The organism is Enterococcus sp. 2G9_DIV0600 (genome assembly GCF_002140615.1).
In the GTDB taxonomy this organism is placed as follows: Bacteria; Bacillota; Bacilli; order Lactobacillales; family Enterococcaceae; genus Enterococcus_D; species Enterococcus_D innesii.
This window is the reverse complement of record NZ_NGLL01000001.1, coordinates 1,988,002-2,013,087: the sequence shown is the minus strand read 5'-3', so window position 1 is coordinate 2,013,087 and position 25,086 is coordinate 1,988,002. Positions and strand designations below refer to the sequence as shown.

The 25,086-nt window shown below is 43.8% G+C and carries 23 protein-coding genes and 1 riboswitch; of the genes, 18 read left to right on the top strand and 5 right to left on the bottom strand.

All coding sequences use genetic code 11. The features are described from left to right. The first annotated feature begins 67 nt into the window (after positions 1-67). The 3 genes from A5870_RS09595 to A5870_RS09585 all read left to right on the top strand — a co-directional run bounded on the left by A5870_RS09595 (position 68) and on the right by A5870_RS09585 (position 5,191). Positions 68-907, top strand: coding sequence for an SDR family oxidoreductase (locus A5870_RS09595; RefSeq protein WP_077453809.1), 840 nt, complete (start codon positions 68-70; stop codon positions 905-907). Positions 908-1,066: 159 nt separating this feature from the next. Continuing rightward, positions 1,067-1,768 carry an ABC transporter ATP-binding protein gene (locus A5870_RS09590; RefSeq protein WP_086292563.1) on the top strand — a complete coding sequence of 234 codons (702 nt, stop codon included), beginning with the start codon at positions 1,067-1,069 and terminating at the stop codon, positions 1,766-1,768. Beyond that, positions 1,769-5,191: an FtsX-like permease family protein gene (locus tag A5870_RS09585; protein ID WP_086292561.1), complete on the top strand. Its 3,423-nt coding sequence runs from the start codon at positions 1,769-1,771 to the stop codon at positions 5,189-5,191. Between the two features lie 44 nt (positions 5,192-5,235). Here A5870_RS09585 and A5870_RS09580 read toward each other — a convergent pair whose 3' ends face one another. Continuing rightward, complete coding sequence (locus tag A5870_RS09580) at positions 5,236-5,835, bottom strand: FUSC family protein (RefSeq protein ID WP_077453807.1); 600 nt, start codon at positions 5,833-5,835, stop codon at positions 5,236-5,238. Positions 5,836-5,933: 98 nt separating this feature from the next. Between A5870_RS09580 and A5870_RS09575 the strand changes: the two genes are divergently transcribed. Continuing rightward, the gene (locus A5870_RS09575) at positions 5,934-6,896 is read left to right on the top strand and encodes an aromatic acid exporter family protein (protein ID WP_077453806.1); all 963 of its coding nucleotides are present in this window, start codon (positions 5,934-5,936) and stop codon (positions 6,894-6,896) included. Between the two features lie 30 nt (positions 6,897-6,926). On the opposite strand, the gene A5870_RS09570 is transcribed toward A5870_RS09575, so the two are convergent. Then, a complete protein-coding gene (locus tag A5870_RS09570) occupies positions 6,927-7,883 on the bottom strand; it encodes a Gfo/Idh/MocA family protein (protein WP_086292559.1) in 957 nt (318 codons plus the stop codon). 123 nt (positions 7,884-8,006) lie between these two features. Here A5870_RS09570 and A5870_RS09565 point away from each other — a divergent pair, with 123 nt between their 5' ends. The 9 genes from A5870_RS09565 to purB all read left to right on the top strand — a co-directional run bounded on the left by A5870_RS09565 (position 8,007) and on the right by purB (position 16,236). Then, the gene (locus A5870_RS09565) at positions 8,007-8,510 is read left to right on the top strand and encodes a hypothetical protein (RefSeq protein WP_077453804.1); all 504 of its coding nucleotides are present in this window, start codon (positions 8,007-8,009) and stop codon (positions 8,508-8,510) included. A gap of 31 nt (positions 8,511-8,541) precedes the next feature. Beyond that, positions 8,542-9,552, top strand: a complete 1,011-nt coding sequence (locus A5870_RS09560; protein ID WP_086292557.1) for a M15 family metallopeptidase — start codon at positions 8,542-8,544, stop codon at positions 9,550-9,552. After that, positions 9,549-10,154 carry a glycoside hydrolase family 73 protein gene (locus tag A5870_RS09555; RefSeq protein ID WP_077453803.1) on the top strand — a complete coding sequence of 202 codons (606 nt, stop codon included), beginning with the start codon at positions 9,549-9,551 and terminating at the stop codon, positions 10,152-10,154. The genes A5870_RS09560 and A5870_RS09555 overlap by 4 nt, the downstream gene beginning before the upstream one ends. A 20-nt stretch (positions 10,155-10,174) precedes the next feature. Beyond that, positions 10,175-10,852, top strand: coding sequence for a hydrolase (locus A5870_RS09550; RefSeq protein WP_077453802.1), 678 nt, complete (start codon positions 10,175-10,177; stop codon positions 10,850-10,852). Between the two features lie 82 nt (positions 10,853-10,934). Then, positions 10,935-11,032: riboswitch (purine riboswitch) on the top strand. Between the two features lie 77 nt (positions 11,033-11,109). Then, positions 11,110-11,691, top strand: a complete 582-nt coding sequence (locus tag A5870_RS09545) for a xanthine phosphoribosyltransferase (protein WP_081118531.1) — start codon at positions 11,110-11,112, stop codon at positions 11,689-11,691. Beyond that, the gene (locus A5870_RS09540) at positions 11,691-12,995 is read left to right on the top strand and encodes a nucleobase:cation symporter-2 family protein (RefSeq protein WP_081118532.1); all 1,305 of its coding nucleotides are present in this window, start codon (positions 11,691-11,693) and stop codon (positions 12,993-12,995) included. The genes A5870_RS09545 and A5870_RS09540 overlap by 1 nt, the downstream gene beginning before the upstream one ends. Positions 12,996-13,324: 329 nt before the next feature. After that, complete coding sequence (gene purE, locus A5870_RS09535) at positions 13,325-13,813, top strand: 5-(carboxyamino)imidazole ribonucleotide mutase (RefSeq protein WP_086292555.1); 489 nt, start codon at positions 13,325-13,327, stop codon at positions 13,811-13,813. Beyond that, positions 13,806-14,924, top strand: a complete 1,119-nt coding sequence (gene purK / locus A5870_RS09530; RefSeq protein ID WP_170924085.1) for a 5-(carboxyamino)imidazole ribonucleotide synthase — start codon at positions 13,806-13,808, stop codon at positions 14,922-14,924. The genes purE and purK overlap by 8 nt, the downstream gene beginning before the upstream one ends. Positions 14,925-14,937: 13 nt before the next feature. Next, positions 14,938-16,236, top strand: coding sequence for an adenylosuccinate lyase (purB, locus tag A5870_RS09525; RefSeq protein ID WP_086292551.1), 1,299 nt, complete (start codon positions 14,938-14,940; stop codon positions 16,234-16,236). Between the two features lie 47 nt (positions 16,237-16,283). On the opposite strand, the gene pbp4 is transcribed toward purB, so the two are convergent. The 3 genes from pbp4 to A5870_RS09510 all read right to left on the bottom strand — a co-directional run bounded on the left by pbp4 (position 16,284) and on the right by A5870_RS09510 (position 19,475). After that, entirely contained in the window at positions 16,284-18,332 is a 2,049-nt protein-coding gene (gene pbp4, locus A5870_RS09520) for a penicillin-binding protein PBP4(5) (RefSeq protein WP_086292550.1), read from the bottom strand. A gap of 1 nt (position 18,333) precedes the next feature. Beyond that, positions 18,334-18,939, bottom strand: coding sequence for a DUF1054 domain-containing protein (locus A5870_RS09515; protein WP_086292548.1), 606 nt, complete (start codon positions 18,937-18,939; stop codon positions 18,334-18,336). 101 nt (positions 18,940-19,040) lie between these two features. Further along, positions 19,041-19,475: a hypothetical protein gene (locus tag A5870_RS09510; RefSeq protein WP_081118538.1), complete on the bottom strand. Its 435-nt coding sequence runs from the start codon at positions 19,473-19,475 to the stop codon at positions 19,041-19,043. Positions 19,476-19,689: 214 nt separating this feature from the next. On the opposite strand from A5870_RS09510, the gene purC reads away from it, so the two are divergent. The 5 genes from purC to purF are packed head-to-tail and all read left to right on the top strand — an operon-like array spanning position 19,690 to position 24,982. After that, entirely contained in the window at positions 19,690-20,415 is a 726-nt protein-coding gene (gene purC, locus A5870_RS09505) for a phosphoribosylaminoimidazolesuccinocarboxamide synthase (protein ID WP_086292546.1), read from the top strand. Further along, positions 20,406-20,678, top strand: a complete 273-nt coding sequence (gene purS, locus A5870_RS09500; protein ID WP_086292544.1) for a phosphoribosylformylglycinamidine synthase subunit PurS — start codon at positions 20,406-20,408, stop codon at positions 20,676-20,678. Before purC ends, purS begins: the two co-directional genes overlap by 10 nt. Next, positions 20,675-21,352, top strand: coding sequence for a phosphoribosylformylglycinamidine synthase subunit PurQ (gene purQ, locus A5870_RS09495; RefSeq protein WP_086292542.1), 678 nt, complete (start codon positions 20,675-20,677; stop codon positions 21,350-21,352). Before purS ends, purQ begins: the two co-directional genes overlap by 4 nt. Next, complete coding sequence (purL, locus tag A5870_RS09490; RefSeq protein ID WP_170924086.1) at positions 21,345-23,573, top strand: phosphoribosylformylglycinamidine synthase subunit PurL; 2,229 nt, start codon at positions 21,345-21,347, stop codon at positions 23,571-23,573. Before purQ ends, purL begins: the two co-directional genes overlap by 8 nt. Then, entirely contained in the window at positions 23,558-24,982 is a 1,425-nt protein-coding gene (gene purF, locus A5870_RS09485) for an amidophosphoribosyltransferase (protein ID WP_010749590.1), read from the top strand. Before purL ends, purF begins: the two co-directional genes overlap by 16 nt. Positions 24,983-25,086: the final 104 nt, after the last annotated feature.

Here is a 25,086-nt window from a genome sequence, read left to right as displayed (position 1 = left end):
AAGCAGATTTTTTTGTTTTCAGTTATGATGAAAGAAAACGACATCCTATGAAGGAGATGATTGGGATTTGAAGACGATTTTAGTAACCGGCGCCAATGCCGGCATGGGCTTTGCAACAGCCAAACAGTTAGCAAAAGCAGGGATGCATGTGATTTTGTATTGCCGTTCTGCCGAACGAGGACAGGCAGCACAGCAACGTTTGAAGGAAGAGACAGGAAATTCAGCGATCGATCTAGTGATCGGTGATCTGGGGTCGTTGGCTAGCGTACGCAAGTCAGCCGCTGAAATCAATGCCCGCTTTGAGAAATTGGATGTACTGATCAATAATGCGGGCATCGTCAATTTAAAAAAGGAGCGAACGGCCGATGGATTCGAGCAAATGCTGGGAGTGAATTACGTGGGTCACTTTGAACTGACCCGCCAGTTACTACCTCTATTGAAGCGTGCCGATGCCGGCAGGATCGTCAATGTGGCATCCGGCGCCTACAAATTTGTAAAGAAAAAGGATCAGCGCTTTTTCGATGTACCGGATTTTTTCCCTTGGCGGGAATATGGCCGCTCAAAAAAAGCCCTGATTTTATTTACAGATGCGCTTGCGTTTCAGCTACGCAATACGACCGTTACTGCTAATTCCTTGCATCCGGGAGCTGTGGCGACCAGCTTAGGGGTCAGTCGACAAACAGGATTTGGTCAATCTATTTATAAAATGTTGACGCCTTTTTTTAAAACAGCCGAAGAAGGGGCAGATACAGCGATTTACTTAGCTCTAAGTCCAGACGTTGCAGGGATCAGTGGCCACTACTTTGTTGATCGTCAAGCAGTCCCAACCGAGATCCCGAAGGAGCAGCAACAAGCACAGAAACTTTGGCAAGAAACGCAACAAAGAATTGCGGACCACACAAAATGATTTGTTTTGCTTTTGCCAATCTGGATCACTTTAAATAAATGACTTGTTTTTAGCAGCACGACCTTGTGCTGCTTTTTTGCGGTTTCTTTCAAGGGAAAAAATGTGATACACTGATAAGCGAGAAAGCGCATGCGGCGCTGGAATTCTTGGAGGAATAAAATGAGTTATATTGATGTAGTGAAAGAAGTGAAGAAATACACAATGGGCGATACGGTGATTGCTGCCAATGATGGCGTTTCTTTTTCCGTAGAGAAAGGCGAGATCGCGCTGATCCTTGGACCTAGTGGTGCCGGTAAATCCACCGTATTGAACATACTAGGCGGGATGGATCAATGCGACAGCGGCCAAGTGATTGTCGATGGAACGGATATTGCTGGCTTTGATGCTAAACAACTAACGACCTATCGTCGCAAAGACGTCGGATTTGTCTTTCAATTTTATAATTTGGTGCCGAATTTGACGGCTAGAGAAAATGTGGAACTATCGGCACAAATCGTACCCGAAGCACTTGATGCAGCTGAGATTTTGACCCAAGTTGGATTAGGTGATCGCTTGGATCACTTTCCTGCACAATTGTCTGGCGGTGAACAGCAAAGGGTCACGATCGCTCGTGCCATAGCCAAGAAGCCCAAACTGCTGCTTTGTGATGAACCAACTGGGGCACTTGACTATGAAACAGGAAAACAGATTTTGGCTATTTTAGAAAAAACAGCTCGCGAGACCGGGACGACCGTTTTGATCATTACACATAACAGTGCATTGGCTCCCATGGCGGATCGCGTGATCCATATCAATGACGCAAAGGTTCGCAAGATGGAAAAAAATACTCATCCAATTCCAATTGCCTCTATTTCTTGGTAAATGCCTATGAAAAAAACATTATTACGTTCCAGTTTACGTGAAATTAGACAAGCACCCGGGCGGTTTCTGTCCATTTTAGGCATTATCTTTTTAGGAGTCGCTTTTTTTGTCGGGATCAGCGCCACCGGCCCTAATATGAAACAAGCTGCTGAAGATTACTTTTCTCGCCAACAATTAGCCGACCTCACGATAGCTTCAACTTTGGGGTTGTCGGATACGGATCGCCAAATCATTGAGGAAATGCATGGTGTTAAGGCGGTTGAGACGGAGCAGATCGCCGATATCAATGCCGAAAATCATCGTGCTGTGATTCGTGTCTTCTCTCTTTCAACTGAACGACCTGTCAATCAATATGAGGTGACTTCTGGTCGATTGCCACAAAAATCAGGGGAAATCGCCTTAGATCAAGCGGCGCAAAATAGTGGTAGTTTCGAATTAGATGAATCCTTTGAGTTACCAGAAAGTGGCGAAAATCAATTAAAAACCCATACCTTCACGATCGTGGGCTTTGTCAATAGTCCTGAATATATTGAGAACTTTCATCGGGGGAACAGTACCGTTGGTAATGGGACTGTGGATTACTTTGCGGTGATTCCTGAGGAGGATTTTAAAGAAAGTGCGTACGCTCGAATTTTAGTTCGCTTTGATGACTTATCTCAAATGGAAAGCTATTCAGAAGCGTATCAGACGAAAAGAGATCAAATAAGTGATGAAGTTGAGAAAAAGTTGGCTCCTCGGGCGCAAGGACGCAGGCAAGAGCTGATCGATGAAGCGCAACCAGCCATTGACGAAGCCAAAGAACAGATCCGCGACGGAGAAAAGGCTCTGCAAGAAGCACAAAGGGAACTCGACGACGCACAAGAAAAATTAGCACAGGCGCACCGGGAACTGACGGAACAAGAAGCAGCCTTCCAGACAAAAATTCAAGCTGCCCAAGAGCAGTTGACTAGTGAAGCACAAAAAATAGCTGAGGGCAAGCAAGCATTGGCGGAAACCCAACGATTGCTAGATCAAAGCGAACAAGCGTTGCTTCAGCAAGAAGCCCAAGTAAAATCGGCCCAAGACCAATTAGCGCCTATTTCGGCACAAAAAACCGAACTACAAAATGGCGTCCAACAAGTGGAGGAGCAACTTGCTCTGGCATACCAAGGCATGGATCAAATCAAAAGTGTGGGTCAACTTTCTGCAGAGGAGCAAATGGCCCAGCTGCCTACCGTCTATGCACAAGTAACGGCCGCTCTGGCACAGTTGAACCTGCCGACAGATGTCATTGGTCCGATTCCTGACCTGGAGGAAATCGATGAAACGATGATTGCTACTATGCTGACGGCAGCTGAAGATGCATTAAATCCACTCATTACCGAAGGTGAGCAACAACGTGCCCAATTACTCGGGCAATTGGCTACGATCAATGACCAAGAAGCGCAACTTCAGCAGGCACAGCAGCAAGTCAACGCTGGTTGGGGCCAAAAAAGTGCCGGACGCCAAGAATTGGCACAGGCGCAGACCCAGATCACTCAAGGAGAATCGCAGCTGAGTGTTGCTCGGGAGACTTTAGCTTCTGAGCAAGCCAATGGTCGGTCTTTGCTAGATAAGGGCTGGCTGGAATACCAAGAAAACGAAGCAACCCTTCAAGAAAAGCTTGCTGAATTTAAAGAAAGAGCGCCCAAAGAACGCGAAAAACTTGAAGATGCCAAAAAAGAAGTTGCGGAAAAAGAGCAAGAATTGTTGGAGCTAAAACCGGCAGTTTATCGTGTAGCAAATCGGGATGCCAATCATGGTTATTCAGAGTATCAAGACAATGCGGAACGCGTTTCGTCTTTAGCCACGATTTTTCCTGTCATTTTCTTTTTGATCGCAGCCTTAGTGAGTCTAACCACTATGACGCGGATGATCGATGAAAAACGCAGTGAGATCGGAACGTTGAAAGCACTAGGCTATCGTAACTGGGAAATTGGCCAGAAGTTCTTACTATATTCCTCTGCAGCAGGCATCACAGGTGCTGTATTGGGACTAGCAGTAGGCTTTTCCTTTTTTCCAGCAATCATCATTCAAGCTTATGGACCGCTATACAATCTCACGGAGTATGACACCCCATGGTATTTGCGGCTTTCATTGATTGCTGTGGGAGTCAGCTTGCTTTGTACCATCGGTATCGCGCTACTGGTTTTACGTTTTGATTTAAGACAGTCGTCGGCATCCTTGCTAAGACCAAAGGCGCCAAAAACAGGGAAACGAATTCTCTTAGAAAGAATCACCGTTATATGGCGTCACTTAAGTTTTATTCAAAAAGTTACAATGCGAAACTTGTTTCGCTACAAGTCAAGAATGCTCATGACCATCTTAGGGATCGCCGGATGTACGTCCATGATCTTGACTGGATTTGGCTTAAGAGATTCCATCAGCAATATCATTCCTTTACAGTTTGAGAAGATCTGGCAATATCAGGCAGTGATCACCTTTGATGACGAGGACTCCCAGGCAATGAATGAAACAAAAGCTGCTGCAGAAGAAATCGACGGTTTTGACGAAGGATTGTTCTTGCATACCGAAAGCCTGACGTTGGCTCAACCGGGGGTGACGCAGCAAGAAGTGACCGTAACCGTGCCAGAAGATCCTGCGGCTCTATCGAGATTTGTCCACTTAAATGATAGGGTTTCAGGAGAAGCTTACGAACTTGGAAAAGATGGTGCGATCATCAATGAAAAACTTGCTAAGTTGTTTGGTTTATCAGTGGGGGACACCCTGACGTTAACGAATGAAAGCGGCGAAGAATTTCAACTAGAGGTAGCTGCCATCGCAGAAAACTACACGGGTCATTTTGCTTATTTGACACCTGAAATGTACGAAAAAGTCTTTCAGGAAACGCCTTCTTACAACAGTGAATTATTGAAATTCAATCAGCACTTAAGTAAAACGGAAGAAGAAACGATCGCAGCTGACCTGATGGCACAAGACAATATCATCAATGTTTCCTTTCTTTCAGCTTCAGCAGATGCCTTGGATGACACGACAGCAACCTTGAACATCGTTATTTGGATCTTGATCTCGTCAGCAGGAGCATTAGCCTTTATCGTATTGTACAACTTAAACAATATCAATATAGCGGAACGCATTCGAGAGTTGTCGACCATCAAAGTATTGGGCTTTTATGATCGAGAAGTGACGATGTACGTCTTTCGAGAAAATATCTTTCTGACGATCTTCGGCATTGCATTTGGTTTATTATTAGGGGTGCTTCAGCATCAATTTGTCCTACAGACCATTGAAGTCGATATCGCCATGTTTTCACCGACAGTCGAACCAATGAGCTATGTGTATGCCGCTGGATTGACCTGCTTGTTTTCAGGCGTGGTAGGGATCGCGATGTATTTCAAGTTGAAACATGTCAATATGATTGATGCCTTGAAAGCCAATGAGTAACAAAAACAGCCTTTTTTCAGAAGTATTCTGGAAAAAGGCTGTTTTTATTTGTCTTGTTTTTCTTGTTCAGAGATTTCCCCTTGGACTTCTTCTAGCATGGCTTTTAGTTCAAGTTCTTTTTGCCTTAGAACGACCAGATCTTCTTGGATCTCATCCTTTTTCTCTTCCTCAGGCGGTCGAATAACGAAATTGATCGACAAGGCTACTAAGGTGCCGATAAAAGTATCAAGTACACGGTCCAATGCAAAGATGATCGATTCCCCTTGAGGGACACTGGAAGTAATCAAAAGCATCGTCGCAATGGCAGAGATAATGCCAGAATTGTTATTGATGCCATCTGAAAAAACGATGACAAAGATGACCAGTGCGGGCAGGACAAACAATTCGATCAGAAAGTCATTTTGAAAATATTGCTTGGTCAAAAAGTAAAAAATAGCTGTACCGCCACCGATCGTATTTCCTAATACCCGTGATTTCCCAAAAGAGATCGTTGTGGTCAGGTCTTGCCGCAATGAAAAGACAGCGGATAAGGCAGCAATCAAAGGCTGGCCGCGATCAAGGAAATGAAAGAGCAGGATACAAAGCATGACAGCGATGGCTGTTTTTATCGTTCGCATACCTAAGCGAAAACGCCCCAGTTTCATGGTAGAATGCCCCCTTTACTTAATCATACCCAAAGCGGTTGAGAAATTCTAGTCTTATTCCTCACAATTTAGTATACTTTTCAAAGGAGGTGACAAAAATGAAAATCGGATTGAGAACAGTTAAGACGGCAATTGCTGCGGGTTTGTCCATGTTTCTGGCACAGCAGATCGGTCTATTGTATGCACCAGCAGCAGGGATCATCGCAATTTTGAGTGTAGGGAATACAAAGAAAACCTCGCTGTTTACAGGGATCGGTCGTTTGGTCTCCTTGGCGATCGCGACGCTCTTAGCTTTTGTCAGCTTCCATCTTTTAGGCTTTGGTCCGCTGGGCTTTGTTCTTTTTCTCTTCCTATTTATTCCGACGGCAGTCTCTTTCAAATTAACCGATGGGATCGTGGTCAATTCGGTCTTGGTGACCCATTATATGATGGAACGTTCGTTTGCTTGGCCACTGATAGGGAATGCCTTTTTATTGATGAGTATTGGCATTGGTTTTGCGCTTTTATTTAACTTGTATATGCCAGACGGCGAACGGGCATTGAAAGAAAAACAGCAGTTGGTGGAAGAAACGTTTAAAAGTCTTTTAAAAGACATGTCGATCGCGTTAACAGAAAAAGAGAAAGCGACGCTTCCCCATGTCTGTCAAGCACTGTTAGGAGAGATCAAACAGGGCAAGCAGCAAGCGATGGTTCATAGCGAAAATCAATGGCGAGGAGAAGGCTCCTATTATGAAGAGTACTTTACTATGCGGCAAAGCCAAGCCCGCTTACTCTTGGAAATGGTTGATCTTTTACAATTATTTTGGGTAGAAGAAGCCTATACAAATGCGTTTCAAGAGCTACTATCCTTTACCGCTGAGTCCTTTCATGAAAACAACAATGGCAAAGAAATCTTGGCAAAAATCGCTGCGCTTTATGAAGATTATCGACAAAAGCCATTGCCCCAAACAAGAGCAGAGTTTGAAAATCGCGCTCAGTTGTTTCAGTTTCTGCAAACTTTTAAAAGTTTTATTGAAATCAAAGCCGACTTTTCTGAACAGATTGAAACTATGGAACGTTAAAAAAGACTCCCGCAAAGGAGTCTTTTCATTTTACTGCTGTTCCCAAAAAGCTTGCATTTGATCCAAAACATCAATGACATCAGTGGTCAAGTGGATCGATCCTTTGATTTCGCCATCGATGGCTTTGATCATATTGGCAATTTCATAATTAAGGGCTTGACTGCTGTCACCATCTTCAATCAGTTCATTTGTTCCATCCCGGAAATGAATCACGGCTTTGTCTGCACGAGGATATTCATCTACGGTAATGTATCCTTCTTCGAAAGCGACGATACCGGTTTTAGGCATTTTCGCTTGGAAAGTCAGCGTGACACTAGCCATTTCATCGGCTGGATTTTGCAGGATCGTGACTGATTGTTCATCCACCCCTGTAGAGAATGGTTTCATGCTGCTAAACGTCACTTCTGGTGTATCCGTCATGAAAAAGCGGGCAAATGAAACAGCATACGTACCAATATCCAACAAAGCACCGCCGCCTAAATCTGGATTAAAGAAACGATTGCTTGGATCTGGATCTTTGTAGCTGCCAAATGGCGCTTGGATCATTTTTAATTTTCCTAAGCGTCCGGCATCGATCTCTTCTTTCAACCGAGCGTAAACCGGCATATTGAAAATCGTCATTGCTTCTTCTAAGACTAGATTTTTTTCTTTGGCTAAAGCTAGTTCTTCCGCCAGCTCATCGGCACTGGTGGTGATGGCTTTTTCGCAGAGGACATGTTTTCCTGCCATTAGAGCTTTCATAATAAATTCATGATGAAGATCATTAGGTACAGCAATATAAACAATGTCGATCTGTGGATCTTCCAACATGGCATCTGTGCTTTCATAAGCATGGGGAATAGCATATTTTTCGGCAAAGGCTTGGACTTTAGCGAGACTGCGGGCACTGACCCCATACAGTTCACTTGCTTCATTAGAAAAGCCAGCAGCAAATTGCGTTGCGATATCTCCAAGGCCAATCATTCCCCAACGGTATTTTTTCATCATTGATCATCTCCTTCGTATTTAGTATAACAAAAGAAATCAATTCTTTAAAATAATCAAAAACAATCGCAAAAAGTTTCCATTATGACAGACTTTCAGTAAAATATAGAAGAGGAGGGATAACATATGCATAATGTATCAATTGCCATTATTTTAAATACGATCATTGAGCAATACACATCAGAAAAACAGTTTTATGAGACGCATTTAGGTATCACCGAGGAACAGTGGGAAGCATGGAAAAACGGCACAATGAGTCTGTCACCTGCTGAAAATCAGAAAGTAAAGCTGTTGTTTTCGGATTATGAATGGATGCTGATCCAAAAAATCATTCGACAGACTGTGATTTATCCAGAAAAACGCAATCAAGCGGTCGTCGAGTTCAAAAAAATGAAGACGCAAATCGCCAGAACGTGGTTAGCTAGTGATTTAGCGAAAGTCGAATTGTTAACAGAATCTGAAGAAACAGCCCAATACCTTGATTTGAGAGTCAGTATTACGTATGATGAATGGGGTTATGATGATATATTAAACTTCCGTTTGCCAGCTATTGTTCAACAGCAAATTCGCAATGAAAAAATCGAACTGTTAGAGTGGGTCAAAGAGAATTTGGAAGAAACTTATAATTAAAGGTAGGGGTTTTTTGAAAAAGTATTATGGAATGGCTGCGGCGGCGGGCTTCTTGTTCTTGGTTCTTTTAACCATTCAAGTGAACCGGGTGACCGCAGTCACCCCAACTAAGAATGGAAACATCGCTCGTTCTACCGATCAAACGGTGACGAGCGCAACATCAGAATCCAGCAGTCAAGCTTCTATGGGAAGCGCAGAAGATGCCCAAGAGCAGGCAGCTGTTAGTGATGAAGTGAACGAAGAGAATTTCCCAACCGTTTCATTGGATGATTGGTCATGGGTTTTGGTAGGACCAAGCAATAAAATCGAAAAGGAAATTGCCCAAAAAGATTTGGGGAAGTTGTCGAATGGCTATCTCGTCGATCAACGCATCGTATCAGCATATGAAAAGCTGGCAGACGCTGCAAAAGCTGCGGGACATCCTTTGGCGATGGTCTCTGCCTACCGTTCAGTAGCGTATCAAGAGGAGATATTCAATGCCAATGTCAACACCCTAATGAGTCAAGGTCATACAAAAGAAGAAGCAATTCGTATCACGAAACTGACCTTTACTGAACCCGGGTATAGCGAACACCATACTGGGCTTGCTGTTGATGTTGTCGATCAGGACTGGTATCAAAATCATACAGGTGAACTGCTCAATGAGGGGTTCGGTGATACTGATGGGGGAAAATGGTTACAAGCTCATGCAAGGGAGTATGGGTTTATCATCCGTTATCCGAAAGGAAAACATGATATAACCCAAATCGATTATGAGCCATGGCATCTAAGATATGTAGGAGTCGAAGTGGCGACATACATTGAGGAACATGCGTTGACCTTTGAAGAGTTTCTCGAAGAAGCAAAAGAACACATCGCTGGAAAAGAAGCAGAACTGTCATACTATGAATTGGAAAATCCTTTGGAAGAAAACTGGATCTATGAAGATTCTCTTGCTAAAAGCCAGAAAAGTAGTGATCGTCCACAAGATGAGTTGTTGCTGAATGGAGGCAATTTATTCGCCAAGAATGCGTTTAGTCAGACAAAGGAAGTGAAAAAATGAGTGCAAGACGAAAAAAACAGAAGACCCGCTTCCCGCTAGTTTTTCTAGGGCTATTCTTAATTGGGATTGCCTTTATTTTTTCCTTGAATAGTTTGGCAGACCCTCTTCCAAAAGAGGAGGAAACAAACACGGAAGCACTGTCTCACGAAGAATTTATTGATCGCATCGCTCCTTACGCACAAGAATTGCAAAAGGGCTATGGGATTTTACCAAGTATCATAATCGGGCAGGCGATCCTTGAATCAGATTGGGGTCAGAGTTCTCTAGCCAGCGAATACAATAATTTATTTGGCATCAAGTCGTTTGGTCATTCAAAAAAGGTGACATTAGATACCCAAGAGTTTTATAATGGAGAATGGGTCACGATTCAGGGAGATTTTCGTGTCTATGACACTTGGGAAGAATCAATGGATGATCATACGATGTTATTTGTAAATGGTGTGGATTGGAATCCTGCACTTTATGTAAATGTCTTGACAGCAAACGACTACCGCAGTGCCGCACAAGCCTTACAAGATGCAGGGTATGCAACGGATCCAGATTATGCCAGCAAAATCATTCAAGTCATTGAAACCTACCAATTGAATCGATTTGATCAATAAGAAAAGAGAGTTGGCTGCTTATGGAAGAAAAATATATGCCAAAAATCACCACTGATTTACGCAAAGATATCGTGAAAGTGCCTAAAGTTATTCGAGAGGCTAGCGGTATTCAAATATTTGGCAAACAAATCCGCTCCATTATTTTCACTACGGATATTGCGATCATCCGTAATACAAATGCGGATGCTGTGATTGCGGTTTATCCCTTTACACCACACCCAGCAATTACGAAAGCAATCATCGAAGCAGCAGACATTCCAGTGTTTTCTGGTGTCGGCGGGGGCTTGACCCAAGGATTTCGCTCGTCTTATATGAGCATGTTTGCTGAAGCCCAAGGATCGATCGGAGTCGTTTTAAACGGACCGACGCCACTGAAAACTGTGGAGCAAGTCTGTAAAGTTGTAGATATTCCCGTTATCAGTACCGTAACGAGTAAGTATACCGAAATTGATGCCAAGCTTGAAGCTGGTGTGAAGGTCATCAATATCAGTGCTGGCAAGGACACAGCAGATACCGTGGCTTTCTTCCGTAAAAAATATCCGAAGCTGCCGATCATTGCAACCGGTGGACCAACCGATGAAAGCATCGTAGAAACGATCGAAGCAGGCGCAAATGCCATCACCTACACGCCACCTTCCAATGGGGAGCTTTTCAGTAAAAAGATGGAGCACTATCGTGATATGGAGAAGCCAGAGTAGGAAATGATCCACAAATGAGAATATTTTTATTTATAAAGGGCATTCCATGCTTGTGTTTTTAATCAAAGACAGGCATAATCGAATCTATCATTTAAAAATTACTTGTATATCGTCGAAATATGGTCGACAGTCTCTACCCGATACCGTAAATATCGGACTATAAGTAAAAATCGTGCCTGTTAGACACTTTTTTTGCTTTGGCAAAAAGAGTGTCTTTTTTTTTCAGGATGGAATAGAAAGGAACGAGGAGAGCTAGGATGGAAAAATTAGTTGAGCGTATCAAAACACACGGAAATGTGCTGGGCGAAGGGGTTCTTAAAGTGGACCAATTTTTGACCCACCAAGTGGATTATGAGTTGATGAAAGAAATCGGTACAGTCTTTGCGCAACGGTTTCAAGGAAGTGGCATCACAAAAGTAGTGACCATCGAAGCTTCAGGGATCGCACCAGCACTCTATACTGCAGAACAGTTACAAGTACCAATGATCTTTGCCCGTAAAGCAAAGAGTCTGACGATGGATGAAGAGCTACTGACTGCATCTGTCTATTCCTTTACCAAGCAAGTGACCAGCCAAGTGTCGATTTCAAAGAAATTCTTATCTTCAGATGATACGGTCTTGATTATTGATGATTTTTTAGCAAACGGACAAGCAGCAAAAGGGTTGATTGAACTGTGTCAACAAGCAGGAGCGAACGTCGTCGGTATCGGTATCGTGATTGAAAAATCATTCCAAAGTGGTCGACAATTACTTGAAGAAATGGGGATTCCTGTTGTTTCACTAGCACGGATCGCCTCATTGTCTGAGGGACAAGTCAGCTTTTTAGAAGGAGATGCCTAATGAAAGAAACGAATAGCCGTTCAGCAGTTTTAGGCTTGCAGCATTTGCTAGCGATGTATGCAGGAGCTGTTGCCGTTCCTTTGTTGATTGGAACTGGTCTGGGCTTCAATGAAGCACAAATGACGTATTTGATCTCGATCGATATTTTCATGTGCGGAATCGCTACGCTTTTGCAACTAGTCGTTACCCGCTTTTTCGGGATCGGCCTACCAGTCGTTTTAGGCTGTGCCATCCAAGCTGTCTCCCCATTGATTTTGATCGGCACCAAATCGGGGATCAGTGCGATTTACGGAGCGATCATTGCCGCTGGGATTTTCATTGTTCTAATCGCTGGCATTTTTTCGAAAATCAAAGTCTTGTTTCCCCCATTGGTGACGGGAACGGTGATTACCGTCATTGGCTTGACCTTGATTCCAGTCGCCATCACTAAAATCGGTGGAGGGGATGCCGCAGCTGCTAACTTTGGTGATCCCACGAATTTATTGTTAGGTTTTGTGACGATTGCCTTGATCATTGGCGTGCAGGTGTTTGGCAAAGGCTTTATTCGCTCGATTGCCGTTTTGATCGGTTTGATCGGTGGGACTATTCTAGCAGCGCTCTTAGGATTGGTGGATCTTTCTGCCATTGCCCATGCGCCTGTCTTTCATTTGCCTCAGCCTTTTTATTTCGGTTTACCAACCTTTGATCTGTGGTCGATCGTCTTGATGATCATTATTTCTATTGTTAGCTTGGTAGAATCAACCGGCGTTTATTTTGCATTGGGAGACATCACTGAGAGACCGATCACAGGCAATGACTTAAAGCGCGGCTATCGTGCGGAAGGCTTGGCAGTGATTCTTGGTGGGATTTTCAATACGTTTCCTTATACTGGGTTTTCACAAAACGTAGGGTTGGTTCAACTTTCAGGTATTAAGACGCGACGCCCGATTTTCTTTTCAGCTATCTTTTTGATCGTATTAGGGTTATTTCCAAAAGTCGGTGCCATTGCGCAAATCATTCCAGAAGCAGTACTGGGGGGCGGTATGTTAGTGATGTTTGGCATGGTCGCTGTCCAAGGGATGCGAATGCTGAGCAAAGTTGATTTTATGAATGACAAGAACTTGTTAGTGATTGCAGTATCGATCGGTTTTGGTTTAGGGTTCAATATGATGCCCACCTTATTCAGTCAAATGCCTGAAACTGTTCAAATGTTTACAGGCAATGGGATCGTCATGAGTAGTTTGACTGCCATTGTTTTGAATCTGTTCTTCAATGGATTGCCGAAAGAAACAGACGAAGTGACGGAATTGAGCTTGCAACAGTAAGTTGATTTGATCCAGACGAGGATTCGTCTGGATTTTTTGCATTGTTCCTTTATTTTTCTTATTATCGGTTATCTGACTTGATGAATACGGATCATTGAGAAAAAAACGAACAATGGGAAGTAAATTTCGTTGATAGTTCGAAAATATTTTGACAATGCACGGGCTACTCGTTACTATTTAGAGGTGAAAGTGATTGTTAGCAGAGCCGTGTGGCTTCGGGATATCTCAGACGCAGCGACAAAAGGTTGCTAACAAAAGGATTTTCGTAAAAATTACTTCTGAGGTTTATTCAGAAGAAACTAGTAAAAAATCGTTGGAGGGAAAATCGAATGAAACCAGCAGTTGCAGTGATTATGGGAAGTCAATCAGATTGGGAAACAATGAAGGAGTGCTGCTTGATTTTAGATGAGTTAGCGATACCTTATCAGAAAAAAGTCGTTTCGGCACATCGTACACCAGATTTGATGTTCGAATTTGCCGAAACAGCCCGTGCAGAAGGAATCAAAGTCATTGTTGCAGGAGCAGGGGGAGCAGCCCATTTGCCGGGAATGGTGGCAGCTAAAACAACATTGCCGGTCATTGGTGTACCCGTGCAATCCCGCGCGTTAAATGGTTTGGATTCCCTTTTATCGATCGTGCAAATGCCAGGTGGTGTACCAGTAGCAACAACGGCGATCGGAAAAGCTGGCGCAACTAACGCAGGACTACTTGCAGCCCAGATGCTTTCCATGTATGATTTAGAGATAGCGGAGAAATTAGACGAACGAAGAAATACATTAAAAGAAATCGTATTGGAAAGTAGTGATCAACTTGATTAAACCTTTAATGCCCAACGCAACGATTGGAATCGTTGGCGGAGGACAGCTAGGTCGTATGATGGCAATGAGTGCCAAAGAAATGGGCTTTCGGGTTGGCGTTTTAGACCCTACTGCCAATTGTCCAACAGCCCAAGTCGCTGATTGGCATATTGTTGCTGCTTATGATGATGTGTTTGCTTTAGAAGAAATGGCTCGACGTGCCGATGTAATCACCTATGAATTCGAAAATGTCAGCGTTGAAGCATTGAACTCTATTTTGCCTTATTCCCATATCCCTCAAGGCACCGATCTGTTAGCAATCACCCAAGATCGTTTATTAGAGAAGTCCTTTTTAGAGGCAAACAATATCGTGATTGCACCTTATGCCACCATCATCAGCCCGACAGACATCCAAGATGCCATCGACAGCATTGGTTACCCTTGTGTATTAAAAACCACCAGAGGCGGCTATGACGGAAAAGGACAGCACGTGCTTTACAGTACGGCTGATTTGGCGCCTTCCATGAATTTGCTTCGCGAAGGAACTTGCGAATTAGAAGCATGGATTCCTTTTGAAAAAGAATTGTCGATTTTAGTTGCTGGTAATGGAGAAACTTTTACCACTTTCCCAGTGGTAGAAAACATCCATCGCAACAATATTTTGCATCAAACGATCGCTCCTGCGCACATTGATCCAGAAGTCGCGGAAGAAGCCAAACGGATCGCTCATATTATTGCGAAGGCATTGGATCTGCAAGGCGTTTTAGCCATCGAGATGTTCCTGACCAAAAGCGGCGGCTTGTATGTCAATGAATTGGCGCCACGTCCGCATAATTCGGGTCACTATTCGATCGAAGCTTGCTCCATGAGTCAGTTTGACGCTCATATCCGCGGCATCTGTGGCTGGCCGTTGCCGGAAGTTTCTTTGCTTTCACCTGCAGTCATGGTCAATGTCTTAGGCGATGAATTGACAGAAACCTATGAGTTGATTGCCACAAAACCTTCTTGGCAATTTCATTACTATGGCAAAGATGAAGCAAAAACCGGTCGCAAAATGGGACATATCACTATTTTGACGGAAGATATTGCAGAAACCACTGAAGAAATCTATCAAACCAATATTTGGGATTAAAGGAGATAAAAACATGTTAGAGCGTTATACAAGACCAGAAATGGGTGCTATTTGGACCGATCAAAATCGCTACCAAGCGTGGCTAGAAGTCGAGATTTTAGCTGATGAAGCTTGGGCGGAATTAGGTGAGATACCGAAAGAGGATGTTGCATTGATTCGTGAAAAAGCATCCTTTGATATCGACCGTATCTTAGAGATCGAAGCGCAAACGCGACATGATGTGGTTGCTTTTACCCGAGCAGTCTCTGAATCTTTGGGTGATGAAAGTAAGTGGGTCCACTACGGCTTGACGTCGACGGATGTTGTTGATACGGCGTATGGCTACTTGATGAAACAAGCCAACGATTTGATTCGGGAAGATTTGAACCGTTTCGTGACGATCATTGGCGAAAAAGCCAAAGAATACAAGCATACCGTGATGATGGGACGTACCCATGGCGTTCATGCGGAACCAACGACCTTCGGCTTGAAATTAGCCTTGTGGTATTCAGAAATGAAACGCAATGTCGAACGTTTTGAGCGGGCTGCAAAAGGGGTCGAAGCGGGCAAGATCAGTGGTGCCGTTGGAACCTTTGCAAATATCCCTCCGTTTGTCGAAGAGTATGTCTGTGAAAAACTAGGGATTCGTGCGCAAGATATTTCCACGCAAGTATTGCCTCGTGACCTACATGCAGAATATTTCTCAGCAATGGCATTGATCGCAACCAGCATTGAGAAATTTGCCACCGAGATCCGTGGACTACAAAAATCAGAAACGCGGGAAGTCGAAGAATTCTTCGCCAAAGGACAAAAAGGTTCTTCTGCTATGCCCCATAAGCGTAATCCAATCGGTTCTGAAAATATGGCAGGACTTGCAAGAGTCGTTCGCGGTCATATGGTGACGGCTTATGAAAATGTCTCCCTTTGGCATGAACGGGATATCTCACATTCATCGGCAGAACGGATCATTATTCCGGATACGACGATTTTGATCGATTACATGCTGAATCGCTTTGGCAATATCGTCAAAAATCTGACCGTTTTCCCAGAGAATATGAAGCGCAATATGAATGCGACCTTTGGATTGATCTACAGCCAACGAGTGATGTTGAAATTGATCGATCACGGAATGACCAGAGAGCAAGCCTATGACTTGGTTCAGCCAAAAACAGCGCAAGCTTGGGATGATCAAACGGATTTCCGTCCATTGTTAGAAGCAGATCCAGCGATCACGGATGTGTTGACCAAAGCCGACTTGGACGATGCCTTTGATTACAACCATCATTTAAAACAAGTCGACACGATTTTTGAACGTGTCGGTTTAGCCGAATAAAAAAAGCCGCAACCTTGAGACATCCGTCTTAAGGTTGCGGCTTTTTTTTAATAATGTTCAGCTAAGTAGGTCAATAGATCAGGGGCTAAACCAGTTGCTGATTGGTTATCCTGGCGATCTTCTAACATGGAAACCATTAGAAATCCTTGATCTTGCGAATCGAAGGCGAATAAGAAGCTGTTTTCTTGGCCTTTTTCATCTTGCTTTTCTTTGATTTCAGCAGTTCCTGTTTTGGCAGCAAGTGGAATGTTCAGCGCTGCCAAAGAGTGTGCCGTTCCGTTGACATCTGAGACAACCGCCGTCAAATCTTGATTGATTTGCTCAATCGTCTCTGCTTTAAAGACTTCTTTGTCCTTTTGTTCTGTCTCTTTCAATAAACGAGGATAAACCAGTTTTCCTTGATTGGCAAAGACCGAATAAGCAGCAGCTTGCTGAATGGGATTCAGTAAAAGTTCTCCTTGTCCATATCCGGTATCTGCCAGTAAAATCTCTGAGTTGAAGGAGTCTTCATTGGAAATTTGAGCAGGATTCATCGCAATCGGTAAATCCAACGTTTCACCAAAAATCAATTTCGACAAACCGTTACGAAAAGCATCTTCACCCATAGCTAAGGTTTGTTGTGCCATATAGATGTTATCAGAGTAAACCAGTGCATCTTTTAGATTGACAGAAGCTACGTCGCTGACTCTGGTGACAAAATAGTTCCCCCATGAGCTGTCTTTTTGCCACTTCAATCCATCGATCGCAATACTTTGGGTAGGGTCGATCGTACCGTTTTCTAAGCCAATCGCTGCCGTGATGGTCTTAAAGGTCGAACCTGGCGCATAGGCCGTAGCAAAGCGGCTGATGAAAGGCAAGTCTTCGTTTTGTTCATACGCATCGTAGTCTTCTTGGGAGATCCCTTGGGTCATTTTATTGGGATCATAACTCGGTGAGCTGGCTAATACCAGCAGATCACCGGTTTTTGGTTCTGTGACGACCGTGGACCCCGCCTGATTTTGTAAGGCGTCAAAAGCTGTCTTTTGGGCTTGTGCGTCAATGGTCAGTTGGATATCTTTACCATCTGCCCGTTCTTTTTCTAAAAGAACCGATTTTTCAGCACCGTCTTCATCTGTGATGGCGATTTTTCCGCCATTTTCGCCCCGCAACTCTTTGTCAAAGGCAGCTTCCAGACCACTACGACCAATTTGACCGTTGCTTGCTAGCGTTTCATCCTTTTCGATATCTTCTGCAGTCACGTTCCCTAGATAACCAATCAACTGGGCAGCGGCTTCTCCAAGAGGATAAGTCCGTCCCGTCGTTTCTTTTAAACTTGTTCCAGTTGGCATTTCATCGGTTGGTTCGATAATCTTTAAGGGAACGAACAACTCATCTTGGACCCACGATTGCGCCAATGCTTGATCGATCGCATCTTCTGTTAGGTCAAAACGCTCCGCGATTGCTTTGATATTGGCGGTTTTTTCGTCTCCCGTACCCAGCTGCCCCGGAATGACGCCTAGTTGATAGAGCGTGCCATTTTCTGCTAGCGGTTCATTATTTCGGTCGAGGATTTCTCCGCGTGTGGCATTATCTACCGAGATACTGATTTTGTCTTGGCCTTCCATTCCCGGAAAAATCAATTGAGGCGACCAATCGATCTTGGCTTGATCATCATTCAGAGTAATCGTGCCACTATAAGACAGCTCTGTTAATTCACCTAAGGAGGTGGTTAAGGAACCGTTGTATTGGAAATTGAATTGATCGGAATCCTTATCATCGGGCGTTACCTCAATTCCTGAAGCTTTAAATGATTCGGCACCGATACCAGTGAAAATCGCTTCGTATTTTGCTGAGACTTCGTCTGCGGTAAAGCCGTTTGATTCCAAACTTTCTTCGGTCAGTAAAGCAGATAAATCGCTGTACTTCTGATCAGATATAGCATCGATAAAGGAATTGAGGACTTTTTTTGCTGCTGCTTCTTCTTGTCGATTTTGATAGACTGTATAGCCATAATAACCGCCACCAAGTACTAATAAGGCGGCAGGGAGTGCCAGCCAGACGAAACGCTTAGGTTTTTTCGCTGGTTTTTCGTTGCGAGAGCGCCGGTTTTCTGACATATTATTGTTCCTCCTTTAGTGCCGACAAACGGGCGTGATAAAGCGGCAACAGCGTTTGATAAACTGCTAAAATATCCGCCATATCAACGTCTTCGATCATTTCTTTTGGAAAGATCTTACCAATCTGAAGTTCACTTTTTTTGACTTTCTGTAATCGTTCTAAGTAGGTTGGCCACATAGCGATAGGGAAGTGATCGTATTTGGTATGATCAGGAGATAGCGTAAAGTCTGCTGGCAATTGATCAAATAATTCTTTTTGAGCCAGCCAAGATTCCGCGATCGTTGCTTGATTTTTCGGTTGATCGATCACACTGAGCCAAACAAAAACATACGCTTGATTGATCCCAATTTGAAAGTGGGCATCCATTTTATAACCACGCTTGTTAGGGCCGATCCCCGCCCACGTTTCGGCAGGAGGGTAGACGGTTCTACGCCGATGCTGAGCAATATGCAAATAAAAAGGTTCGTGACAACTTTCTTCAAATAATGGGATCGCTGCCTCGCCGATGGTTTGGAAAATCGGCTGGATCTCTGAACGGATTTTTTCCATTCTTTCTTCTAATGTTTCTAAAGCAAAAACATCAAATGACTCTTTTGTAAATAGCATAATCGTGTCCTTTCTTTTGTCTGAAAACAGTATAACAAAAAAAGCCCGTAAAATTTCGGGCTTTTGTTTTTTTTATCTTTTTTTTATTTAGTGATCACTAGCTAATTCGCAGCGGGACTTAAGTTAAAGGTAGGGGCTAGGCTTTGTTCCTTCAAAAGATGCAGAAGATCATCCAAGAAAGAAAAATCCATTTCTTCTAAGTTAAAATAAATACGGAAAGAATACGTATGTTTAAATAAGCTTTGACGATGAATCTGGTGAATGATCAATTCGTCATTGCGGCCATTTTGAAATTGTAAGACTCTTTTTTGTTCTTCCGCATAGTGAGGACGTGCCCCTTTTTTGAAGGGACTGAATACATAGAAACTTGTTTGTTGGTTGATGGAAAGGATTTGCTGCACGGCCAATAATTCGTTATGGAGCTGTTGTTTTTCTTTGTCTGATAAATGAGCTAAAAAAAGTTCAGCACGATTCTTTAGCGACCACATATAGTACTCCTCCTTGAATGTAGCTACAATACGACCTAAATATAGCATGAAAAAAGAATATTGTAAACGCTTTATAAATTCTTCGCTGCTTCTAAAGAGGAATCTGCTTTCAATCAACTGGTTAAAAGGCGAACATTCGTGTTTATTAATATGTAAATGTACAGATAATCGTTGACCCGCTTTTTCAGCGTTGTTAGAATAATAAGCAAATAAAGATGTGTGTCATCGCTATGTGAAAAATAATACTTAACTGAGGTGGATTATGGAATCAGAAGTGCTTCTTTATGAAGGAAAAGCCAAGAAATTGTTTAAAACCAACGAAGAAGATGTGTTGAGAGTCCTTTATCTGGACCAAGCAACTGCGCTGAACGGTTTAAAGAAAGATGCAGTCGCAGGGAAGGGTGCCCTAAACAATCAGATCACTGCGCATCTTTTTCAGCGCTTAGCGGATAAAAATGTGCCAAGTCACTTTCTTCAATTAGTGTCTAAACACGAACAATTAATTCGAGCTGTCACCATGATTCCTTTAGAAGTCGTTGTTCGCAACACGGCTGCTGGTAGTTTTTCAAAGCGCTTGGGCATCGAAGAAGGAACCAAACTGCCAAAGCCGATCGTGGAGTTTTACTACAAAGAGGATCGCTTAGATGATCCGTTTATCAATGATGATCATGTGTTCTATCTGGGTCTTGCCACAAAAGAGGAACTGGACCAGATCAAAAAACTGGCGCTACAAGTCAACGCTGCGTTACTGGAAATCTTTGCAAGTATAAACATTCGATTGATCGATTTTAAAATTGAGATCGGCAAAACCAAGAAGGGCGAGTTGCTCCTGGCTGATGAGATCTCACCAGATACTTGCCGCTTATGGGATATGGGTACAAATGAACATCTTGATAAAGATGTCTATCGTCGTGATTTAGGGGACATCGTTCCTGTTTATGAAGAAGTTTTAAATCGTTTAGAAAAGGAGAATTCAACATGTATTTAGTCAAAGTTTACGTCACTTATAAGGAATCTGTTTTGGACCCTCAAGGAGAAGCCGTCAAAGGAGCTGTTCATCGCTTAGGGTATCAAGATGTCAGTGATATTCGCATCGGGAAATACTTTGAAATCAAAGTGACACCTTCCAACAAGCAAACACAAGCAGCAGTAGCAGAGGAGATTGAAGCGATCTGTGACAAACTTTTAGCAAACGTCAATATGGAAACCTACCGTTATGAAATGGTTCAAATGGAGGAAGCAGCCCTATGAAATTTGCAGTGATCGTCTTTCCTGGATCAAATTGTGATGTTGATTTGATGTGGGCAATCAAAGATATCATGGGTGCAGAAGCAGAATATGTGCGCCATGATGCAGAAAGCTTAGCCGGTTTTGACGGTGTTTTGCTCCCAGGAGGATTTTCCTATGGTGACTATTTGAGATGCGGTGCAATTGCTCGTTTTTCAGCGATCATGTCAGATGTCATTCGTTTAGCAAATGAAGGCAAACCTGTCTTTGGTACCTGCAATGGGTTCCAAATTTTAACGGAAGCGGGCTTGTTACCGGGAGTTTTACAAAGAAATGAATCATTGCATTTTATTTGCAAGCCGGTCCGTCTACAAGTGAATAATCAAACAGCTTTTACTTCTGAATATGAAACAGATCAAGTCATTACGCTTCCTGTCGCTCATGGTGAGGGCAATTATTATTGTGATGAAACGACTTATCAGGAATTGGTTGCCAACAATCAAATCGTTTTCCGTTATGAAGATAACGTCAACGGCAGTCTACACAATATCGCTGGTATCTGCAACAAAGCAGGCAATGTTCTAGGCATGATGCCTCATCCAGAACGAGCGATGGAAAGTTTATTAGGCTCAGAAGATGGCAAGAAGTTTTTTGCTTCATTATTGAAAAATTTTGGGAAGGTGCCGGTAAATGGATAAAATGATCGTAAAAGAACCTACACCACAAGAAATCAAAGACACGAAATTATACGAGCAATGGGGATTGACCCAAGAAGAATATCGGATGATCTCAGAAGATATTTTGGGACGTTTACCAAACTATACCGAAACTGGACTGTTTTCAGTGATGTGGAGTGAACATTGTTCTTACAAAAATTCCAAACCTGTTTTGCGGAAATTCCCGACAGAAGGGCCGCAAGTGCTGCAAGGACCAGGAGAAGGTGCGGGTATCGTGGATATCGGCGATGATCTAGCCGTCGTTTTCAAAGCGGAAAGCCATAATCATCCTTCTGCGGTGGAACCTTATGAAGGAGCAGCAACTGGTGTTGGTGGGATCATCCGCGACATCTTCAGTATGGGAGCAAGACCAATCGCTGTTTTAGACTCCTTACGATTTGGTGAGTTAGACAATCCAAGAACGAAATATCTTTTGGAAGAAGTCGTTGCTGGGATCAGTGGCTATGGCAACTGTATCGGGATTCCGACCGTCGGTGGTGAAGTGGCATTTGATCCTTGTTATGAAGGCAATCCATTAGTCAATGCCATGTGTGTAGGGATCATTGCCCACAAGGATATTCAAAAAGGGCAAGCCAAAGGTGTTGGGAACACCATCATGTATGTCGGCGCAAAAACAGGACGCGACGGGATACATGGGGCGACTTTTGCATCGGAAGAATTTGTCGAAGGAGAAGAACAACAACGTTCCGCCGTACAAGTCGGTGATCCTTTTATGGAAAAACTCTTGTTGGAAGCTTGTTTGGAATTGATCGTGGATCATTCGGACATTTTAGTCGGGATTCAAGATATGGGCGCTGCTGGATTGGTTTCTTCGAGTGCCGAGATGGCATCAAAAGCCGGATCAGGTTTGCGCTTAACGTTAGATGATGTCCCACAGCGAGAAACCAATATGACGCCTTATGAAATGATGTTGTCAGAATCCCAAGAGCGGATGCTGATCTGTGTCAAAAAAGGGCATGAAGCTGAAGTGGAAGCCCTCTTTAAGAAATACGATCTAGAAGCAGTCGTGATTGGTGAAGTGACGGATGATGGCAACTATCGTTTGTTCCATCACGGACAGGAAGTCGCTGATTTACCAGTAGATGCTTTAGCTGAAGATGCGCCGACTTACTACAAAGAGATGGCAGAACCAGCACGGATCAAAGTGTTTAAGGAAACACCGGACTTTGTTCCAGTGATTCATTCAGCAACGTCTGTATTTGCGGATTTGCTGCAGCAGCCGACGATCGCTTCGAAACGCTCGATTTTTGAAACCTACGATTCGCAAGTTCGTACCAATACCGTGGTAGGCCCCGGCAGTGATGCCGCTGTTTTACGAATCAAGGGAACCAATAAAGCCTTGGCGATGACGACTGACTGTAATGCTCGTTACCTCTACTTAGATCCAGAAGTCGGCGGACAGATCGCAGTTGCAGAAGCAGCTCGAAATATCGTCGCTTCCGGTGGGCGTCCATTGGCGATCACTGACTGCCTTAACTTCGGCTCGCCAGATAAACCAGAAGGATTCTGGGAGTTATCTACGGCTGCTGACGGAATCTCAGAAGCTTGTCGTGTGTTAGAGACGCCAGTCATTTCTGGCAACGTCTCGTTATACAACGAAACAGACGGACAATCGGTCTATCCAACGCCTGTTATTGGGATGGTCGGATTGATCGAAGAGTTGGCGCATATCACGACGCAGCATTTCCAAGCAGCAGGGGATGTGATCTATGTCTTAGGTGAAACCCATGCTGATTTTAATGGGTCTGAATTGCAAAAACTGCAGACGGGAAAAATCGCTGGGCGTTTAATGTCCTTTGATCTTGAAACAGAAAAAACGAACCAACATTTGGTTACCGCAGCGATCCAAGCAGGTCTTGTTCAAAGTGCCCATGACTGTGCCGAAGGTGGTTTAGCGATCGCTTTAGCCGAATCCGCCTTTGACAAGGGCTTTGGTCTAAATGTGACCGTATCATTGCCAGCAGCACAATTGTTTTCAGAAACCCAATCCCGTTTTGTGCTTTCAGTCGCACCTGATAAGCAAGCGGCTTTTGAAGCGCTGGTAGGCGCTGCGGCAACTGCGATCGGCGAAGTGACTGCTGATGGCCAGATTCGCATGCAAGCACAAGATGATGCGATCGAGATGCCCCTTGCTGAGGCGAAATTGAAATGGGAGGAAGCCATTCCATGTTTAATGAAGTAAAGAGCCTCAACGAGGAATGTGGGGTCTTTGGTGTTTGGGGTCATCCAGATGCCGCTCGTGTCACCTACTTCGGACTACACAGTTTGCAACATCGCGGCCAAGAAGGTGCAGGGATCGTCACGAATGATGCCGGGAAACTCAATGGCCACCGTGATTTAGGGTTGCTAGCGGAAGTGTTTTCGGATGAACGTGTCCTCCAGCGTCTGACAGGAGATGCTGCCATTGGTCACGTTCGCTACGCAACTGCTGGTAATGGTAGCGTTGATAATATTCAACCATTTTTATTCAAATTTTTTGATCAGCAGATTGGCTTAGCTCATAACGGCAACTTGACGAATGCGAAAAGTCTACGGAAATCCTTAGAAAAGGCTGGTGCGATTTTCCACTCGAATTCCGATACAGAGATTCTCATGCACTTGATCCGCCGCAGTGAAGAACCGCTTTTTATGGATCGGGTCAAGGAGGCATTAAATCAAGTTAAAGGCGGATTTGCGTACCTTTTACTGACCGAAAATGCCATGATCGCAGCACTAGACCCCAATGGCTTTCGACCATTGTCAATCGGGAAAATGGTCAATGGTGCCTATGTGGTAGCTTCAGAAACCTGTGCGTTGGAAGTCATCGGTGCGGAATTTATTCGTGATGTCCGACCGGGCGAAGTCGTGATCATTGATGATGCAGGCATTCAAATCGAGCAGTATACCCAAGAAGTACAGCCGGCGATTTGCTCGATGGAGTTTATTTATTTTGCCCGTCCTGATTCCAACATCGCTGGCGTCAATGTCCATCGTGCCCGTAAAAATATGGGCCGTCGCTTAGCACAAGAGGCGCCGATCGAAGCGGATATGGTCATTGGTGTACCGAATTCATCTTTATCTGCTGCCAGCGGCTATGCCGAAGCTTCAGGTATTCCTTATGAATTGGGCTTAGTAAAAAATCAATACATTGCACGAACGTTTATTCAACCGACGCAGGAGTTAAGGGAACAAGGCGTGCGGATGAAGCTCTCAGCTGTTCGTGGCGTAGTCGAAGGCAAACGAGTGATTCTAGTCGACGATTCGATCGTCCGAGGAACCACCAGCCGCCGTATCGTGCAGCTGCTAAAAGAGGCAGGTGCCAAAGAAGTTCATGTGCGTATCGGTTCGCCGCCTTTGCGCTATCCATGTTTTTACGGGATCGACATTCAAACGAGAAAAGAATTGATCGCAGCCAAATACACAGAAGCTGAGATTTGTGAAAAAATCGAAGCAGATTCTTTGGCCTTTTTAAGTGAAGACGGGTTGATCGAAGCGATCGGTTTAGATTTTGACGCACCTTACTCAGGCTTGTGTATGGCCTATTTCAATGGCGATTATCCAACCCCTTTGTATGATTATGAAGAAAACTATCTCGCGTCTTTAGCTGAATAAAAAGTAGGCAAGAATGGTTTTTCAAGCGAAGCATTGAAGGACTGATGGTTTGCTTACGTTAACGACGAGTGAGCTGAATGAAGAAAAGCGGATGAATGATTGAG

Coding starts and splice junctions, on each gene's coding strand:
- A5870_RS09590 (WP_086292563.1), top strand. CDS start 1,067: ATGAGTTATATTGATGTAGTGAAAGAAGTGAAGAAATACACAATGGGC.
- A5870_RS09585 (WP_086292561.1), top strand. CDS start 1,769: ATGCCTATGAAAAAAACATTATTACGTTCCAGTTTACGTGAAATTAGA.
- A5870_RS09580 (WP_077453807.1), bottom strand. CDS start 5,835: ATGAAACTGGGGCGTTTTCGCTTAGGTATGCGAACGATAAAAACAGCC.
- A5870_RS09575 (WP_077453806.1), top strand. CDS start 5,934: ATGAAAATCGGATTGAGAACAGTTAAGACGGCAATTGCTGCGGGTTTG.
- A5870_RS09570 (WP_086292559.1), bottom strand. CDS start 7,883: ATGATGAAAAAATACCGTTGGGGAATGATTGGCCTTGGAGATATCGCA.
- A5870_RS09565 (WP_077453804.1), top strand. CDS start 8,007: ATGCATAATGTATCAATTGCCATTATTTTAAATACGATCATTGAGCAA.
- A5870_RS09560 (WP_086292557.1), top strand. CDS start 8,542: ATGGCTGCGGCGGCGGGCTTCTTGTTCTTGGTTCTTTTAACCATTCAA.
- A5870_RS09555 (WP_077453803.1), top strand. CDS start 9,549: ATGAGTGCAAGACGAAAAAAACAGAAGACCCGCTTCCCGCTAGTTTTT.
- A5870_RS09550 (WP_077453802.1), top strand. CDS start 10,175: ATGGAAGAAAAATATATGCCAAAAATCACCACTGATTTACGCAAAGAT.
- A5870_RS09545 (WP_081118531.1), top strand. CDS start 11,110: ATGGAAAAATTAGTTGAGCGTATCAAAACACACGGAAATGTGCTGGGC.
- A5870_RS09540 (WP_081118532.1), top strand. CDS start 11,691: ATGAAAGAAACGAATAGCCGTTCAGCAGTTTTAGGCTTGCAGCATTTG.
- purE (WP_086292555.1), top strand. CDS start 13,325: ATGAAACCAGCAGTTGCAGTGATTATGGGAAGTCAATCAGATTGGGAA.
- purB (WP_086292551.1), top strand. CDS start 14,938: ATGTTAGAGCGTTATACAAGACCAGAAATGGGTGCTATTTGGACCGAT.
- pbp4 (WP_086292550.1), bottom strand. CDS start 18,332: ATGTCAGAAAACCGGCGCTCTCGCAACGAAAAACCAGCGAAAAAACCT.
- A5870_RS09515 (WP_086292548.1), bottom strand. CDS start 18,939: ATGCTATTTACAAAAGAGTCATTTGATGTTTTTGCTTTAGAAACATTA.
- A5870_RS09510 (WP_081118538.1), bottom strand. CDS start 19,475: ATGCTATATTTAGGTCGTATTGTAGCTACATTCAAGGAGGAGTACTAT.
- purC (WP_086292546.1), top strand. CDS start 19,690: ATGGAATCAGAAGTGCTTCTTTATGAAGGAAAAGCCAAGAAATTGTTT.
- purS (WP_086292544.1), top strand. CDS start 20,406: ATGTATTTAGTCAAAGTTTACGTCACTTATAAGGAATCTGTTTTGGAC.
- purQ (WP_086292542.1), top strand. CDS start 20,675: ATGAAATTTGCAGTGATCGTCTTTCCTGGATCAAATTGTGATGTTGAT.
- purL (WP_170924086.1), top strand. CDS start 21,345: ATGGATAAAATGATCGTAAAAGAACCTACACCACAAGAAATCAAAGAC.
- purF (WP_010749590.1), top strand. CDS start 23,558: ATGTTTAATGAAGTAAAGAGCCTCAACGAGGAATGTGGGGTCTTTGGT.